Annotated in this window: 15 protein-coding genes; 11 read left to right on the top strand and 4 right to left on the bottom strand. The window is 63.7% G+C overall.

Features of this window, described 5'->3' with window-relative positions; genetic code table 11:
* Positions 1-115: 115 nt before the first annotated feature.
* The 8 genes from ACO6D6_RS11605 to ACO6D6_RS11640 all read left to right on the top strand — a co-directional run bounded on the left by ACO6D6_RS11605 (position 116) and on the right by ACO6D6_RS11640 (position 6,145).
* Positions 116-343 (top strand): antitoxin VbhA family protein, encoded by a 228-nt coding sequence (locus ACO6D6_RS11605; protein WP_484785425.1) that lies wholly within the window; start codon positions 116-118, stop codon positions 341-343.
* Positions 340-1,002, top strand: coding sequence for a Fic/DOC family protein (locus tag ACO6D6_RS11610; protein WP_484785408.1), 663 nt, complete (start codon positions 340-342; stop codon positions 1,000-1,002). Before ACO6D6_RS11605 ends, ACO6D6_RS11610 begins: the two co-directional genes overlap by 4 nt.
* Positions 1,003-1,177: 175 nt before the next feature.
* The gene (locus ACO6D6_RS11615; RefSeq protein WP_484785409.1) at positions 1,178-1,504 is read left to right on the top strand and encodes a hypothetical protein; all 327 of its coding nucleotides are present in this window, start codon (positions 1,178-1,180) and stop codon (positions 1,502-1,504) included.
* On the top strand, positions 1,501-4,200 hold the full coding sequence (locus tag ACO6D6_RS11620) for an FtsK/SpoIIIE domain-containing protein (protein ID WP_484785410.1): 2,700 nt from the start codon (positions 1,501-1,503) through the stop codon (positions 4,198-4,200). Before ACO6D6_RS11615 ends, ACO6D6_RS11620 begins: the two co-directional genes overlap by 4 nt.
* 2 nt (positions 4,201-4,202) lie before the next feature.
* Positions 4,203-4,466, top strand: a complete 264-nt coding sequence (locus tag ACO6D6_RS11625) for a hypothetical protein (protein WP_484785411.1) — start codon at positions 4,203-4,205, stop codon at positions 4,464-4,466.
* The gene (locus ACO6D6_RS11630) at positions 4,459-4,734 is read left to right on the top strand and encodes a hypothetical protein (protein WP_484785412.1); all 276 of its coding nucleotides are present in this window, start codon (positions 4,459-4,461) and stop codon (positions 4,732-4,734) included. Before ACO6D6_RS11625 ends, ACO6D6_RS11630 begins: the two co-directional genes overlap by 8 nt.
* The gene (locus ACO6D6_RS11635) at positions 4,731-5,519 is read left to right on the top strand and encodes a hypothetical protein (protein ID WP_484785413.1); all 789 of its coding nucleotides are present in this window, start codon (positions 4,731-4,733) and stop codon (positions 5,517-5,519) included. Before ACO6D6_RS11630 ends, ACO6D6_RS11635 begins: the two co-directional genes overlap by 4 nt.
* Complete coding sequence (locus ACO6D6_RS11640; RefSeq protein WP_484785414.1) at positions 5,516-6,145, top strand: hypothetical protein; 630 nt, start codon at positions 5,516-5,518, stop codon at positions 6,143-6,145. Before ACO6D6_RS11635 ends, ACO6D6_RS11640 begins: the two co-directional genes overlap by 4 nt.
* A gap of 2 nt (positions 6,146-6,147) precedes the next feature.
* Here ACO6D6_RS11640 and ACO6D6_RS11645 read toward each other — a convergent pair whose 3' ends face one another.
* On the bottom strand, positions 6,148-6,909 hold the full coding sequence (locus ACO6D6_RS11645; RefSeq protein ID WP_484785415.1) for a hypothetical protein: 762 nt from the start codon (positions 6,907-6,909) through the stop codon (positions 6,148-6,150).
* A 90-nt stretch (positions 6,910-6,999) separates the two neighbouring features.
* Here ACO6D6_RS11645 and ACO6D6_RS11650 point away from each other — a divergent pair, with 90 nt between their 5' ends.
* Genes ACO6D6_RS11650 through ACO6D6_RS11660 form a run of 3 tightly spaced genes read left to right on the top strand, consistent with a single transcriptional unit; the run spans position 7,000 to position 11,587 of the window.
* Entirely contained in the window at positions 7,000-7,401 is a 402-nt protein-coding gene (locus ACO6D6_RS11650) for a hypothetical protein (RefSeq protein ID WP_126380116.1), read from the top strand.
* Positions 7,402-7,412: 11 nt separating this feature from the next.
* Positions 7,413-8,618 (top strand): hypothetical protein, encoded by a 1,206-nt coding sequence (locus ACO6D6_RS11655; protein ID WP_484785416.1) that lies wholly within the window; start codon positions 7,413-7,415, stop codon positions 8,616-8,618.
* A complete protein-coding gene (locus ACO6D6_RS11660) occupies positions 8,615-11,587 on the top strand; it encodes a toll/interleukin-1 receptor domain-containing protein (RefSeq protein WP_484785417.1) in 2,973 nt (990 codons plus the stop codon). The genes ACO6D6_RS11655 and ACO6D6_RS11660 overlap by 4 nt, the downstream gene beginning before the upstream one ends.
* 252 nt (positions 11,588-11,839) lie before the next feature.
* Here ACO6D6_RS11660 and ACO6D6_RS11665 read toward each other — a convergent pair whose 3' ends face one another.
* The 3 genes from ACO6D6_RS11665 to ACO6D6_RS11675 all read right to left on the bottom strand — a co-directional run bounded on the left by ACO6D6_RS11665 (position 11,840) and on the right by ACO6D6_RS11675 (position 14,120).
* A complete protein-coding gene (locus ACO6D6_RS11665) occupies positions 11,840-12,433 on the bottom strand; it encodes a hypothetical protein (protein WP_484785418.1) in 594 nt (197 codons plus the stop codon).
* Positions 12,430-13,032 carry a Panacea domain-containing protein gene (locus ACO6D6_RS11670; RefSeq protein ID WP_484785419.1) on the bottom strand — a complete coding sequence of 201 codons (603 nt, stop codon included), beginning with the start codon at positions 13,030-13,032 and terminating at the stop codon, positions 12,430-12,432. Before ACO6D6_RS11670 ends, ACO6D6_RS11665 begins: the two co-directional genes overlap by 4 nt.
* A 98-nt stretch (positions 13,033-13,130) precedes the next feature.
* Positions 13,131-14,120, bottom strand: coding sequence for a hypothetical protein (locus ACO6D6_RS11675; RefSeq protein ID WP_484785420.1), 990 nt, complete (start codon positions 14,118-14,120; stop codon positions 13,131-13,133).
* Positions 14,121-14,541 lie beyond the last annotated feature (421 nt).

Here is a 14,541-nt window from a genome sequence, read left to right on the forward strand (position 1 = left end):
GCCGAACCCCGCCCGGGGCCGCCTGCGCCTGTGATCGGGGAGCCAGATCCCACTCCGGAGGCCGAGCGTGTCAGGATTGACCGACGAGGGGCGGGAGGGAGACGTCATGGGTCGCATGATTGACGTGGTGGCCGAGTGGCCCGAACTGTTCGAAGGTTTGAGCCCGCAGCGGATACAGGGACTGCGTGCTGCGTGTGCATCAAGTCAGCTTGAGGGGGATGTGCCTACCCGTGAGGGTGTCGCCGATCTTGTGGCACGTACACGTGGGGAGATCACTCATGAGGAGTTCATTGCCCGGGCGATCGCTCGCGCCGAGGCGCGGGTCGGGCGGCCCGCGCGATGACCCCAAGGTTCTGGAACTGGGAGGATTATTTCGATCCGGAGACCTATGACCCGGATGCGGAGTCGGGAACGTTGCGGAACCTGCTGGGCATCAGAGACCCGGAGGTTCTGCGTCAAGTCGAGTACGACATCGTTAAGTTGCGTGAACGAGAATTGTGCGAAGGAGAAACGGAGGTTCCGCGGACCTGTGGTGCGGATCACCTTCGCTCGATCCACGGGTATCTGTTCCAGGATGTCTACGAATGGGCCGGGCAGTTTCGTACCGTCAACATCTGCAAGGGCTGGAGCCGGTTTGCGGACTGCGGCGACGGGGGGATTGAGAACTACTTGGGTAGTGCGCAGTACGCGTCAACCGAACTCCGGTGGGGTGAGCTTGACCGGGAACGATTCGGGGCTGCAGCCGCCTTGGTTTTCGCCTACTTGAACCATGCCCACCCGTTCCGGGATGGTAACGGCCGTGCAACCAGGGTCTTCATGCAGCACGTTGCCGAGCGGTCCCGGTTCGACCTCGACTTCACCCGCGTCGATCCGGGACTGTGGAACTACGCATCGTCGCTGAGCGCCCCACAGATTGGGGGCGGGGAGCCAGATCCCGACCCCCTGATCGGCGTGTTCCAAGAGTGTGCGGTGGAGCGATCCAAGCCGCTCTGGTGGTCGTAGCACTCCTCGGCTGCGTGGTGTTTCACGGTTTTGCAGCACTCAATCCTGAAAAACGCCTCCGGAGGGGTGAAAGCCGGGTTGAGTGCTGCGCAACCGGGTGATCGCCAAGAAGACCTCCCGTTCGTGGGGTTCCGCGGACCTGGTTTCGTCCGTCAGGTACCGGTGGAGGTTGGTCATGACTGTTTTCGACTTGCTGGGGCGGGTTCCCGACGACTCGCGGGTGCTGGAGCTCGCGGAACCACTGGCCGCGCTCGACGCGGAGTTCCCGGGTCTCGCCCCCAAGGAGTATCGGGGGGAGCCGGGGCGGGCGCTGGACCACATTGAGGAGCAGCTGGCCGCCATCGTCCGGATCGAGGAGGAGATGGAACTGGTCCGGGTGGAGCTTCCCGCGGCGGAGGCCGACGCCGCCCTGGAGGCCCGGCAGCGACGCGGCAAATGGGTGCTGCTGGGGTTGCTGGCGGGGATCGTGCTGCTGGTCGTGATCGGGCAGGGGCTGCTGTGAACGCCCGGGCCAGACTGGCGCAGCTGCGAGCCGCCCTGCAGGACGGAACCAACCGGATCCGCGACCACTACGCCGTCTCCCGCGGCGCGCTGATCAGCCACCTTGCCGAGACCAAGGAGGTGACCACCGACCTCGGCCGCCGCATCCGGGACCTGGCCCGGGCCGGCCGCCCCGAGGAGTACGACCACGGGGACTCCGTCCGCTGGGACGACTGGCACCCTGCCTCGCGGCTCCCCGCCGAACTCAGGATCGGCAGGACCAGCGTGGGAGGTTTCGACGACCTGCCCGCCACCGTCCCGGTTTTCACCGGCCGCATCGTCATCCTGACCAGCGAGGACGAGTCCGCCGCCCGGCATGCCCATGACGTCCTGCGGGGGCTGGCGGTGCGGTTCGCCGCGGCGATGGGCCGCGACGTCGTCCTGCACTTCATCGACCCGTTCCGGGAGGGCCATGGTTTCCCCGAACGCCCCCTGCTGCCCGGAGTGGCGGCCCGCAGCATCGACGCCGTCGCCGACCTTAAAGCTGCCTTCGAGGCCGCCCACGCCGACTCGCAGGGTGACGGGAATCCCCGCCGTCACGTCGTTTTCGCCATGGATTACCCGCGCGGTTTCTCCCACCAGGCCGTGCAATACCTCGACCGCATCCCGCGGCTGCACAACGCGCAGCTCATCATCCACCACGACCTCACCGCCGCAGCCCCCACCTCAACCGACCTGAAGGTTGACCACCCCGTCGTCGTCGACGTGCGGGACGACGGCACCGCGACCGGGTGCTGGGGTTGCCTCGAGGCCGGGATCGACGCCCCACCGCCCGCATCCCTGACCGCCAGGATCGCCGAGGCCCTGCCGCAACGCAGGATCGTCAATCTCGGCTGGGGCGATGTCAACCCCACCGATCCCGCCACCTGGTGGGGTGGCGAGGCCCGCGGCGCCGCCGTCGCCCGGATCGGCGCCGATGTCCATGACAACCCCATCGACCTGGTCATGGGCATAAACCCGGAGGGCCAGTCGCGCACCCACATGGTGATCGGCGGGACGCCGGGTTCCGGCAAGTCGGTGCTGCTGCACGTCATCATCACCAGTCTGGCCGCCCGCTACTCGCCCGACGAGGTGCAGTTCATCCTCATCGACGGCCGCGACGGTGCCGAGATGAAGTCGTACCGGCGGCTTCCCCACGCCCAGGCGGTGGCGATCCACACCCCGCGGGAACTCGCCGAGGGCGTCATCCGCGACATCCAGGCGGAGCTGGTCAGGCGCAACGGCCTGTTCGCCAGCAGAAACGTCCAGAACATCAACCAGCTTCCCAACGCCGCCCGTGGCGGGCTCGCGCGGCTCGTGGTGGTGATCGACGAATACCAGGCCTACCTGCAGGACCACCGCGGCGACATCGAGAAGGTGTTGTGGGACATCGTCTCCCGCGGCCGGGCCGTCGGTATCCACCTGGTGCTGGCCTCGCAGCGTTTCCACGCCTCCGGGATGACCAACCGGGAGGCCCTGTTCGCCAACGTCGACACCCGCATCTCCTTGCGGATGGCGCAGGACACCATCACCAACATCGCCGAATTCGACCAGTCGGGGCGCCGCCTGATTCTCGAACACTGCGAGAAAGCCGGCGATGTCGTGGTCAACACCAACCTGGGTGAGGCCCCGCACGTCGCGGGCCGGGTGGGTTTCCTGCCCGGCGACGAACTGACCCGCATCGTCGACGCACTCGCGGCACGGGGCGACGGACGGACCCCGCTGGTGCTCGACGGTCAGCAGGCCCCCGAGGCGGCGGAAAACCCCGCCCTGAAGGGGTTGGCGCGGATCCCCCGGGGTGAGGCGGTGACCTCCTGGGCGACGCGGTCGGCGGCTGAGGGGGGTCTCGGGGCGGCCAGCTGGCCCAGCCACGAGAACCCGGCCGCCTTCATCGCGGGCCGCACCATGACCATCCATGGCACGGCCCACGCCGTCATCCGGCGCGCCGCGAAACAGAACGTCGCCGTGATCTGCGAACACCCGGAGGTGCTCGTCGGGGTGATGCAGACCGGCATCGCGACCTGGTCGCGCACCACGCAACCCGCAGGATTCTCGCTGTGGCTGCTCTCGAGGCTGCCCGCCCGCGCCGGCGACCCGTGGCGGGGTGCCCTCACCGACCAGTTGCAGCGGCTTCTCGCCGACGACGGCCACGGTTTCCGCCAAGCCACGAACGGGGCCCGGGCCGCGGAGCTGGTGGCCGAGGCCACCGCCCTGCTGGAGACGCGGGTCGCGATGGATGTCGACGCGCTGGCCGACGAGGACACCGTCGTTCTGGCGGCCGCCGGGCTGGAGCGGCTCCGCGAGTTCCAGAGCACCGAGGGGCGTTTCGGCCCGGAACCGGCCGAGGCCACCACCGCGCTGAAACGTCTCACCGAGACGGGACCGGCGTACGGCATCCACGTGGCCTGTGCGATGACTTCGCGGGCGGCCTGGAACCAAGTGTGGCCGGACAAGCAGATGAACCAGTTCACCCACCGCTTCTACGGCCAGCTGTCGGAAACCGACTCCCACGCCATCCTGGGCGACCAGCAGGGGCATCGCGTCGACAGCGACGACCTGATCGCCGGACCGACCCGGATGGGCTACGGCGACGCGACCACGGGGGCGGTGATCAGGTTCCTGCCCTACACCGCCGGCCCCGGTCTCAACGATGCGCTCACCAACCTCGGAAGGAGCTGAACATGGACGAGCTGCGCGAACAGCTACGGATCTTCCTGCCGGAACTGGAGGCCTTCACCCAGCACCTGCGGCAGGTCAACATCGCCCTGCGCGACGCGGAATCGGAACTGAGGGGGATCTGGGAGGACTCCTTCCAGAAAGGGTTCCAGGCCCAGGTGGCGGCGCTGACGGGTCCGCTCGACGACTTCGCCGAGAACGACGCACCCCGGTTCGTCGACTTCCTCGACGGCAAACGCATCCAGGTGGAAAGGTACTTCAATGGCTGACCCCTCGGTGGTGGCGGAGAAACTCAGGGGCTACCGCGATTCCCTCATGGCCCAGCGTCTCGCGGTCGCAGGCGCCTTCCACCACCTCACCGTCGCCTATGCGCAACTGAAGAGCGTGTGGCGGGGCGAGGGCGCCAGGCAGTTCGAGGTGGAATGGGCCCGCGTCGAGGCCGCGTTCGACACCTACGCGGAACGGATCTCGCCGCTGATCGAGCTCCTCGACCACCGCATCGACGTTCTGCGCGAACTGGATCGGGGCATGTCGTGACGGAGCCGGCGGTGCTGGCCGGGAGGCTGCGCGAGTTCCGGGAACGGGTGATCGCGGCCCGGGCCGGGTCGAGTTCCCGCCTGGAACCGGCCCGGCTGGCGCAGCGGCAACTCGACGACACCCTGAGTGTCCTGCGCGCCAACACCACCGGCTCGGGCAACGCCGCTGCGGAGACCGTGGCCCGTCTGGAGCGCGAGGAGAAGGCCCTCGACGATGTCTCGGAGCGGGTGGCGGAAACCCGGGAACGGGCCGGAGGGGCGACGACCCGGGCCCGGCGGGTCCAGGAGGTCGTCGGTTTGATGACGCAGCGTTGCGCGGCCCGGCTGGCGGCCGCCGAGGCCGAGCTGCGACGGATCGACGCCGAGCTGCGCACCGCGGGCGGGAAACGCCGCGCACGGCTGCTGCGGCGCCGCGAACGGGTGGTGGAGCTGGTCGAGGCGTGCGCCGCCGCGGTGGAGGCGTGCCGGGAAGCCGACCAGGCCGCGGGTCGCGCCCGGGCGGCCGCCGCCGAAGCCGAACGCGACACCGCCGTGGCGCAGGAGGAACACGCCGATGGGGCGGGACACCTGGAGCGGGCCCACGACTCCCGGCGGCTGGCGGATTCGGCGCTGTGGCAGGCCCGGCAGGCGACGACATCAGCGGAGGATCACGCCGCCGCGGCGCGAGAACAGTTGCGGGTCCAGGAACGGGCGTCGGGCCTGGTGGGGGAACGGGGAGTCGCGGCGGAGGCGTCGCTGGACGAGGTCGTCGAGATCCTGCGGGAAATGGATCGGGGCATGTCGTGAACGCAGGGGACACCGGGTTGCGGCGGGTGGCCGACGAGTTCCGCCGGGCCGGGGAGGAGCTGCGGCAGCACTGGGGCGACACCCGGGCCGACCGGTTCCGCGGCGAAAGGCTGGCACCTGTCCTGGAGGCCCTGGACCAGCAGCTGGCGGCCTCCGGTGCCCAGCAGGAACGGATCGTCGCCGCGGAGGAGACCAGCAACCTGGCGGGCCGGCACCTGGAGCGGGTCCGGGAGTCGCTGCGGGACTGCGACGAGGAAACCCGGCTGGCAGGCCGGGCCGCGGAGCGGGCGGAAGCGGCCGCAGGGGCCGGGCTGGGGGCCGCGGACCGCTGCGATGAGCAGTGCGACCTGGCCCGTCGGCTACTCGAGGAGGCCGCCGCCTGCGGTGTGCGCATCCCGATGTCTCGGGAGGCGATGGCGGAGGTCGGGATGATGCTGAACCGCGCCGTCGCCGTCGAGGCGGTCAAGTGGCGGGTGGGGGAGGTGGCCTCGCAGTGGCTCGAGGAACAACTCCAGATCAACGAGCTCGAACTGCCCGAGGAGATCACGAACACGGTGGACACCGCTGTGAGGGACGCCGGTGCGGGCATCCGGGTCTGGTGGGCGAACCGCAGGAGACGGCGATGAGGTCACAGGCCCAACAGCCAGACGCACACCGGAACCAGCAGCGCCAGCCGCACGACGGTGCCTACGAGCCCCCGGCCCAGACGGGTGAACGAAACGGGGGAGATGCCCTGGATCAGCCAGGCGTCGCGAGTGCCCCCGAACCTCGGGCCGTGGACCACCACGAGATGATCCTCGTGGAGGGGAACATCGGCGGCGAGGCGGACGGACTCCTGGCCCTTGGCGTGGTCGACGACGAACCGCCAGCCCGGCCGGGGCCGGAACATACCGCGGATGCCGATGTCGGTGCCCTTGCTGACGGTGCTGCCGAAGATCGACCCGAGACAGCCGGGAAGGCCGCCCAGTCCGATCTTCTGGAGGAGCCAGAAACCGAACAGGGCCACCAGGATCAGGGGCAGGAAGGCCAGCGTCAGGTTGGTGACGCCCGCGACGATCAGCCGCTGGCCCTTGGTGAGCAGCAATCCGAGGGTGGCGGTCCACAGGAGCAGGCGCACCGGCATCACACCCCACGCCCAGGAAATGTTGACGGGGCCGCCGTCGCTGACGGTGCCACGCACGGAAAACAGACCCGAACCACCCGAGGGGGTGGGTTGGCGGCGGGGCGGCGAGGCGGGGCTTTCCGGCGCGGAGTGGTTCTGCGGCGCCGCGGGCGGCGGTGGCGGCGGGGTACGCCGGGGTCGGGAGACCAGCGGCTGGCTGGACGCGCACTTGGCGCAGACGGTCGCGGAACCAAGGTAGTGGCCGCACCTGGGGCAGGTTCGAGACATCGGAACTCCTCTCTTCGCCGGCGGGGCGGGGCCCGCCCACTCGTATCTGACGGCCAGCGGAGGGTGTGACGAACGGAAAGCGAGGAAGAAATGAACAACGCTGTGTCGGTGGGGATCGGGGTGGCGCTGAGATGGGTGCTGCTGTACGGGCCTCTGGTGTTTCTCACCCAGCTGTGGGCGGGTACCCAGTACAGCCCGGGGCAGGGCGGCGGCTGGCGGGAACTGACCCTGTGGGCGGTGGCTTTCGGCCTGGTGACGACGGCGGCGTGCGTGGAACGCGCCATCAACGGCACCCGTGTCGTCGACCCCGGGGCGGTGCTGAAGGTGGCGGTCGCGGGACACGTCGCAGGGTCGGCGGTGGCGGTGTGGTGGTTCACCACCAAGGGAGGTCCGGGGCTGCGCGACTGGTGGGTGGCGCCCGCAGTCGCAGCCGGCTTCGTGGTCGTGTGGGTGCACCTACTGGCGGCGAGACTACCGAGGGAGGGGGAGTGAGGATGTCCCGAGTGAATAAACAATTCGAGGGGATTGCAATCATGATGAAGAAGAATTTTTTGCGCCTCATCGTGAGTTTTGTCGGGGCTGCCTTTATCGTCGGGTGTGCTCATGGCAAAGAACGAGAAACATCGACATCGGGGGCCACATATGCTGCCGCGTCCTTCGCCGTAACCATCAATGACAGCAACAACCTGACTATCTGGCCGAACGGGGTTCCGCAGATCGTGGATTCCGTTGAGAACGATCTTCAAGGTGTGCAGGTCGTCCCATTGCCCAGGAACAAGGTGGCGTTTTTAATTGCCCATTCCTGGTCTTATGCGCCGGAGGATGTGGGTAGGTTGAGAATCGTGAATGAATCTGGGGAGGGGCCTTCCATGAGTGTCGAGGCCGGATGCAACAGTATTGCGCCGAGAGGTGATGAAATCATCTTGCTCTGCGCACAAGAGATCCCGGGCGGGTACAAGGCGCATTTGAAAATATTTGACGAAAAGATGCAGGTGGCCAAGGTCGTTGACTTGCAGATCCCGGCAACTCGCATCTCCGGGCAAATTAAACATGCAGAGCCGCCGATGCTCGTGGCGGCGGGTCCGGGCGCATTCTGGATCGGATACCCATCCGAGACGGCTTTTGCGCGTGGCGGTGGGAGGGTCATCGTGAAATTCTCCACGACGGGCAAACCCCTGGCCAGTGCTCAAGTCGATGGACTGATAAACAAGTTCGCGCTCGCGCCCGACGGGCTCTCGCTTGCGGTGGAAGGGTACGGCTCTGGGGGAGCGTGCAGTCCGAAGAGCGTCGTGCACGTGATTGATCTCGTATCCATGAAGCAGCGCTGGAACTCCGTGGCAATTCCTGGCGAGTTGCGCGAGAGTGCTGAAATTTCTGGAGGCAGGTCGTTTGGCCTCAAGTCGCTCTTGTGGGTCGACGAAAACCTGCTGCAAATAGATGGGTACACCTATCCCGATATTTCAGACAACTGCGACGAATCAGTGCGCCGATATTGGCGGCGCGAGTTGAATCCGAACGAACTACTGGCGAAGGATGAGCAGATCGAACGAAATGATTATGAGGAGGTCTCCTGGGTGGGGCCCGAATGCGATTCGGTGTTTCGTAAGGTGGGAGAAAGCAAGATTGCAATTGTGCGCAATGGAGTGGAAACGATGACGTCGGAAAATCGCGTTGTCCTTGAATCCAGGCGCCCGAAGGAGTGCTCATGAGCGAGAATCTGTCTCAAGAATATGATCTGTTCATATCGTACAGGTCGGAAAGTTCAGGCAGGCATGCCGCCGCCCTGCGAGATGCGCTGTATGCATTCGACAAAAGGCATTCCGGAAAAGGGTTGCGCATCTTTTTGGATCGGATCTCGCTCAGGAATGGCCCGCTGGATGAACACATCAAGGAGGGGCTCGGGCTGAGCCGGCATCTTGTCGTCCTGGTGGATTCGACGACCCGCAAGTCACCCTGGGTTGACACCGAAATTCGGACTTGGCTGGAGAGGGGGGGGTCGAAGGAAAGACTTTTTCTGGTTCGCACCGACCAAGTGAACCTCAGGTGGGGAGGAAAAGATTTCGAAAGCCCTGAACAGCTTCCGGAGGCACTGAGCGGACTTTTCGAGACGGAGCAGAAATACACCGAGTTCACCGTCTCTCCGCGACGCGCCAAGGACATCGACCTCGTTCCGCTGTACAGCTCCGTGACTGGGCAGGATCCGGATGACCTGAACGTTGACGAGTTGCGGTTTCGCTCCCGCCAGCGTGTCCGGAACAACCTGATACTCGCTGTGCTATCGGTTCTCCTGGTCGGGGCGATCATCGCAACCATCGCTGCGGTGCGCAATGCGATGCGGGCTCAGGAATCCTCGCAGCAGGCGCAGGCGGATGCGTTGGCCGCTGAAGGGCTTCTGACTCTGCCCGTTCTGCCGGAACGAGCGGTGGACATGATCGTAAAAGCCGGGCGCATGGGGAGCGGCACATCGATTCGATCGGCGCTCATCACGGCCGCAAACGAAACAGGTCCCTTGATGGGCACGATGTCCCTGGCGAGGGAGACGGAGGCAAAATCTCTCACCGGCATGTCGGTTGACCCAACCGGTCGATACCTGACGGCGTGGGGGCCTGGCTCCGGCGAGGGAAAAACGGCTGTTGCCACATGGCTGGGAGGCTCGGGTGACCCGATTCAGTCATTCCAGGTGGACGGAAAAGTGGTCAATCTGATCGAGGTGCCGGGAAACGTCTTCCTGGCCTGCACGGACACCAAGGCGCTGAAAATAGACTGGCACACCCATGAGGTCGAGGTACTTTTCGAAAAAGAAGATGTGAGTTGCACATTTGACACCGCACTCGCTGGCGTGGCGGTGTTGGCGGTCGGGAGTTACGGGTCTCCCGGTACTGAACGCTTGTTCTTTCACACGATAGAGGGTGTTCAATATCAAGTTGAGGGGGATCTGACCATCTCAAATCCCCAGACCGCGTATAGATTCGTGGAAATGAAATCCGAAGGAGGCTCTTTGGAGAGCAGTCGTGTCAGAATAGCCACGCCCACTGGGCTGACCGAAGAAGTAGAGGTTCCCGGATATGTCATTCATGAGGAACCCGATGCGCTCACCATCAAACAGGCCGACGGGAGTCTTGTCGCATTGGTGCTCAAAAATGGCAAACCGGCCATCATCCCGTTGCAGATTCCGACAGACGCCCATTCGGCGGTGACATGGCTGGATGACAAGAAGGAACCGCGCTCCATCTGGGTGACGAGCACCGGGACAGTGGGAACCTCTTTCTCCGATTCGACTTTTGTCATGGAGGGAGCCGAAGAGCGTGGATCGCTCGCACTGTATCGGTTCGGATACAATGCCGTGCTGGTCAAAAAAGAACAAGATCTTTTCAGGATAACCGTGGGTGAAGACGGTAAGATTGAACCGACTCCACTTGGTAAATCTCCTGATCAATCAGGATCGGTCCACACCTGTGGAGATGGCAAGATTGTTGTGGGCAGCGGGTATTTGACCGACTCCGGGAGCGAGCTGTCGATCAGCAAGGGAGATCTGAGACTTATTGGGTGTCACGTTGTCGAGCTGGGGCCACCGGTGAAAATCAATGGTGCCACTTTGATTCCACAAGGGGTTCTCTCGCCAATGCTTGTCGCGGTGAGCCCCTCGGAAGGGCTATTCGTTGGACGCAGCGATGGCACCATAGGCAGGTACTCGTTCTCCGCAGATGCAGTCCCGTGGCATGTGGATGAGCAATCCACATCTTTGAGCACGCGAGACGGTGCATCCATCCCCTGGGGTGGTTCTGACCTGCAGATCACCAGTGACGGCAGGAGGCGACCCCTGAAGAACAACTCAGAAGGAGACTGGTCATCTTCGAGATGGCTGTTGCCGAGGCCCGATGGTTCCGGCGGAGTGGTCGAGAGGGGAAAAAAGTACTGGGAGGTTCGAGATGGATCCACGCCGAAAAAATTTGAGACGCTGCCGGTCGGCATCTCCTACCGACCGGGTCCCGGTTTTGAGACAGATCGGGCGGCGGCGGAGAGACAGCAGCTCGTGTGCGACTTCATGCATGGCTCATACCATGATGCCCACGACTGCCTGACGAATGAGAGAATTGAAAACACTCCGGCGATACTCGAATACCGGATCGGCCCTTCCCTTGGTCGCATCGTCGCCTATGACGGAGCTCGTATCAGCATCACGACCTGGTCCATGGATGACAGTGCTTCCAAGCCAAACACGCGTTATATCGATCTGCCCGGTGGGTGGGCCGAAAGAGCCACGCTGAGCCTTGATGGAAAACGTATTGCCATCGCTTCATCCAAAATGGCACTGATCCAGGAGTTCAGGTTGAATGGCGAGGAATGGGTGCCGACCGGAGAAGGATACTCGTTGGAGAACGTTGGCGCTTCCGCCATCTCCTACAGCCCCGACTCTTCTCTGTTGCTTGTCTTCGCGAACTCTGGAAGATTTGAACTGTTTGATTCGCACACCAAGAGAAAACTGGGAGGCGACGGAAGTGAATCTCCGGACGATGAATTCAAGATCCATTATCTCTCTGTAGTGGAGGATGAGGGGTATCTTGTCGTGACGCTTTCTACTGATAACTTCAACAAGTCGCTCAGGATTCCGATCAGGGCGGACATTCTTGTTGACCTGCTGTGCGGAGTGCATCGGACCTCGGCCTGCGACGAATGAAGGAGAAGATTGACTTGACCTGGTCAGCCCCATTTTTGAAACCAAGAAATCCCTACCAAGTACTTGATACGGGATGCCGCGGTCCCACGCGCCATCGCCGTCGCCAGAGTCTTGATAAGACACCTCAAGCGAGCCATCAGACTACTAACCCGCATCCCACCCAACCGACTTTGCCGACCTCCTTGGTCATCAGGCCGAAGCCCCTTCATGCGGGGATGGGCTCCGCGCTCCCCCAAGGGTGAGGAGGAGCTCTCAGGCGATGTTGAGCGCCTGCTCGTACTGGAGGCGCAGGTTCGCGGTTGACAGATAGAGGGCGGTGAGCCCGCCCTGCAGGGTCATGTTCTGCCGGAAGCCGTAACGCGTGGCGTAGTAGTTCGCCAGCGCTTCCTCACGAGCCTCCACGATCAAGAATTTGCAGCCGATTGTCTTCTCGGCTTGTAAATAGCGATCAAACACCGCAAGCATCAGCAGCTCTCCGAGTCCTTTCCCTTGGAGGGATTCATCCAGGGCAAATTTTCCCAAGAGCTGCGCGGGCAGGGAAGGTAAATTGTTGACGCGATTCGCGTTGTGTTTTGAAACGGTCCGGTCCCGCTTCCCTATGTCGCTTACTTTCACCGAATGCGCGGACAAGGTGAAATATCCGAGCACGTCGGAAGGATTGTCGGTCGGACACAGAATCCAGACCTTGCACAAGCCCTCTGCGTGATACGGCGCAGCGTGGTCGTTGAGCCAGTCCGTCAACGCCGTTCCCCGTGGTCCGGCGTCGAAGCTCATGAACCAGTGCTCCTCGCCGAGGAGTTCACAGACGTAGCCCTGCTGCTCCAGCAGGGCGTCGACGGAGGTCACGACACCTGCTGGAGACGGCGGATGGTCTCGACGAATGGCGTGGCCGACTCGATCGGCGCGTCGACCTCGGCGAGGGTTTCCTCACAGATGCGGGAAACCAGGCTCAACGGAAGATCCAGCTGCTCCTGGGGTGGCCGCTTCTTCAGGAGGAAATGCTCCACTAGGTCCTCGGCGGGCAGATTTCCTCGCTTTGAGCCCGGGCGCCGTCCCTCCCAAGCGGTGATCCAGACGGATTCGTCATGGGTTTGATCCACGAGATCCATGAAATGGGTGTTCCGGTGCTTGTCCCAGACGGCATCGACGATCCGTTCGATGTATGGGCTCAGGGGCTGTGGATCGACTTCCCGTTCGGTGAACTGGTCTGCCAGCTGTTCTTGGGTGAACTTTTTCAAACCGGCGTGGGCGCTGAGCAGTTCCCCGACCACAGGGCCTTTCTCCATGGCGTAGAAGGTCTCGGGGAACAGCTGTTCTCCTGTCAGGTGGGCGTACCAGCCGTACACGTAGAAGCACAGTTTTTGCAGCTTCAGGGTGGGTAGTTCGCCGCCCGGTGCCCGGTTCAAGAGGGCAGCGGTGATGTCGAAAACGGAAACCTGTTCCACGTCGTGCCCCCTTTCTGTTTCGGCACGCTGGAGGCGATTCACACCTAGTGTAACTTGCCCCCACCTGGGATCGGTGCGGTGCGATGGGCGCCGATGTCTCAGGATGTGGCTTTAGGAGCGGCGGCGTCGCTCTCCCAGTCGGCGAGCAGGGCCTTGGCTCTTTTCAGCCAGTTGCGTTCGCCGTCTCCGGTGATGCAGCGCCGCAGAAGTTTGATGGCCTCCGGCATGACGGAGCGGATGGTGTGCTGATGCTCGAACAGCAACTGCGCGATCCGTCTGCGCGTGCCGACCTCCAGGCTGGGCATGCCCACGAGCACCGTCACCGCGATCTCCGGGTCGATGCTGAAGAGGGATGCGACTAGGCGCCGGGGCAGGCCCACGTCGTCGGAATCCCCTGCCAGCTCGGTCAGTTCCTCGAGCAGGGACAGGGAGACCGGACGTGTCTTGATCAGCCGCGGGAGCTGCGCGAAGGCCAGCCGCGAAACCCCTTGTTCAAGGCTGCCTGCGAGCTCCAGGAGGGTTTCGTCGTCTACGCCGTCACGGGAAGCGAGACCTAGGATTGCCTCCTTGCGCAGCCGTTTCTCCTCCAGCTCGTCCAGGGCGATGATCCTCATCAGCTCGAGATCGTGGGGAGATGCCGACTCTGGGTTGCGCAGGATGGATGTCACGGCGCCGCGGCGGTGGCGTTCCTCCAACGTCAACAGGCTCAGCCGGAACAGCTGCGAGAGTTGGCGCCGCAGCACGTCCAGGAAGGTGTTCTGGGTGAACGGGACGATGGTCATCGAGTGGTTGACCTCCAGTTCCTGGAGGAGCCTGAACAGGCGTGGGTCGAGGGCAGATGACCGGCCCCGATCCTCCAGGAAGGTCTGATAGGTGGTCTGCAGGCACAGGATGAGGATCGCCTTCCCCCTGCCGACCGCTTCCCGCAACTCGGTGTCCCAGGAGATCTCACCGAAACGTTCCAGGATCACGAACACCAGCACATCTGCCTCGGCGACGGTGCGTGCCGAGTTGCGTCGGAAGTCGGCACGGGGATGGTTGAGATACGAAATGGTCCCGGACTGGTAGTGCCAGGGATCGCCTCCCATTGCGGTGACCAACTTTTTGAAATCGTCGCTGATCAGCGAAGTGTCACCAGCGCCGCAGAGCATCGCCCGAAACACGTCCCAAACACCTCATCTCCCGCTGCGCGTCGTCGTGAAGACATGACGGACGATGTGGGTCTTCCCACGTCCCGGGACCATAGGGCCGCGTTCGTCCGTCATGTACTGATGCGAAGGTTGGCGTAACTGTTTCGGGGCCGATGGTTGAGCGGCTCACAGCCGCCGAATCTGACTTTATTTGGGGAACGGGCACAATTAGGGCTAAAGTGAAGTTTATTCACGGGCGGCGTGTCCGCCAGAAAAATCCTGGCCGGGCGCGTTTAAAGATGGTAGTGAATAAGTTTAACTACGCTAGGAGGCTTATTCATAGGGGTGTTTCGGTTTTCCTCAGCTAGCGCTTTGTCCT

Source organism: Arachnia sp. (genome assembly GCF_057238465.1).

What these genes read in the sequence shown, in the direction of transcription:
- ACO6D6_RS11630 (WP_484785412.1), top strand. Translation starts at nt 4,459, where the DNA reads ATGGCTGACCCCTCGGTGGTGGCGGAGAAACTCAGGGGCTACCGCGAT.
- ACO6D6_RS11605 (WP_484785425.1), top strand. Translation starts at nt 116, where the DNA reads ATGATTGACGTGGTGGCCGAGTGGCCCGAACTGTTCGAAGGTTTGAGC.
- ACO6D6_RS11625 (WP_484785411.1), top strand. Translation starts at nt 4,203, where the DNA reads ATGGACGAGCTGCGCGAACAGCTACGGATCTTCCTGCCGGAACTGGAG.
- ACO6D6_RS11660 (WP_484785417.1), top strand. Translation starts at nt 8,615, where the DNA reads ATGAGCGAGAATCTGTCTCAAGAATATGATCTGTTCATATCGTACAGG.
- ACO6D6_RS11650 (WP_126380116.1), top strand. Translation starts at nt 7,000, where the DNA reads ATGAACAACGCTGTGTCGGTGGGGATCGGGGTGGCGCTGAGATGGGTG.
- ACO6D6_RS11675 (WP_484785420.1), bottom strand. Translation starts at nt 14,120, where the DNA reads ATGGGAGGCGATCCCTGGCACTACCAGTCCGGGACCATTTCGTATCTC.
- ACO6D6_RS11610 (WP_484785408.1), top strand. Translation starts at nt 340, where the DNA reads ATGACCCCAAGGTTCTGGAACTGGGAGGATTATTTCGATCCGGAGACC.
- ACO6D6_RS11615 (WP_484785409.1), top strand. Translation starts at nt 1,178, where the DNA reads ATGACTGTTTTCGACTTGCTGGGGCGGGTTCCCGACGACTCGCGGGTG.
- ACO6D6_RS11645 (WP_484785415.1), bottom strand. Translation starts at nt 6,909, where the DNA reads ATGTCTCGAACCTGCCCCAGGTGCGGCCACTACCTTGGTTCCGCGACC.